Here is a 1,204-nt window from a genome sequence, read left to right on the forward strand (position 1 = left end):
ATCCGTTCCAGGAGTATTCGCCGTAAACTTCTCCATTTTTATCGGTTATAAACTTAAACGCTTCCCTGGTGCCTTGGCTCTAGCATTAGGAGCTATTCTACCATCCTTTTTAATAATCTTGGCCATCGCCTTGTTTTTCCATCAGTTCAAGGAATATGAAGTTGTAGAAAATATATTCAAAGGGATTCGTCCAGCGGTAGTAGCACTCATTGCTGCCCCCACCTTCAGTATGGCCAAATCGGCTAAAATCAGCAAATACAATATCTGGATTCCAATTGTATCTGCTCTACTTATTTGGTTAATAGGTATATCACCGGTATATATAATTGCTATAGCAGGTATTGGTGGATTTATCTATGGGAAATTAACTCATAATTCATAATATAGAGCTCATAATTTATGATATACCTAGAACTCTTCATCACCTTCTTCCAGATTGGCCTCTTCGGATTCGGGGGTGGTTATGCCATGTTATCCATGATACAAGGCGAAGTGGTCACATCTCATAATTGGCTTTCCTCAGCTGAATTTACAGACATAGTAGCCATCAGCCAAATGACACCTGGTCCTATCGGCATCAACTCAGCTACTTATGTAGGATACACAGCCGCAATTAATGCTGGATACAGTCATGCATGGGGAATCTTAGGTTCAATAACAGCCACCTTTGCCGTAGTACTTCCTTCGTTTATATTAATGATAGCCATCAGCAAGTTTTTCTTGAAATATCAAAAACACCCAATGGTAGAAGCCGTATTTAAAGGATTGCGTCCCGCTGTAGTAGGTCTATTGGCAGCTGCTGCCCTTGTCCTGATGACTGCCGAGAATTTCGGCAGCTATCAGACAGACAAGTATCAGTTCATCGTAAGTATAATCATTTTCCTCATTGCTTTTATTGGAACGAGGAAATTCAAAGTTAGTCCCATATTGATGATTGCTCTTTGCGGACTAGCAGGTTGGATTTTGTACTAGTAAGCCGAATAACGTTCATCATGAATCGGACGTATCGCCATACATTCCATTTCAATCAACCAACCTGGTCGACATACAGGAGCTAAAAGATAAACTTTAGGGATACAAGGAAAACGTTTTTCAAACATTTCCTTTACGACATTATAATCAGCAACATCACGTAGATAAATTAATAAGTGCCCCACATGTTCAAAAGTACAATCCGCTTCTTTCAAAAGCGTTTCTACATTTT

General features: G+C 39.7%; 2 protein-coding genes and 1 pseudogene. 2 read left to right on the forward strand and 1 reads right to left on the reverse strand.

The features are described 5' to 3' along the window. The coding region (locus ACKI5G_RS00625) for a chromate transporter (RefSeq protein WP_407396647.1) at positions 1-382 on the forward strand (382 nt) is incomplete at its 5' end. 17 nt (positions 383-399) lie between these two features. Beyond that, entirely contained in the window at positions 400-972 is a 573-nt protein-coding gene (locus ACKI5G_RS00630; RefSeq protein WP_407396649.1) for a chromate transporter, read from the forward strand. Here ACKI5G_RS00630 and ACKI5G_RS00635 read toward each other — a convergent pair. Continuing rightward, positions 969-1,204 (reverse strand): annotated as a pseudogene (locus tag ACKI5G_RS00635) (hypothetical protein); the annotation flags it as partial. The gene ACKI5G_RS00630 and the pseudogene ACKI5G_RS00635 sit on opposite strands and share 4 nt — an antisense overlap.

This window comes from Anaerovibrio sp. (assembly GCF_045637405.1).
GTDB lineage: Bacteria > Bacillota > Negativicutes > Selenomonadales > Selenomonadaceae > Anaerovibrio.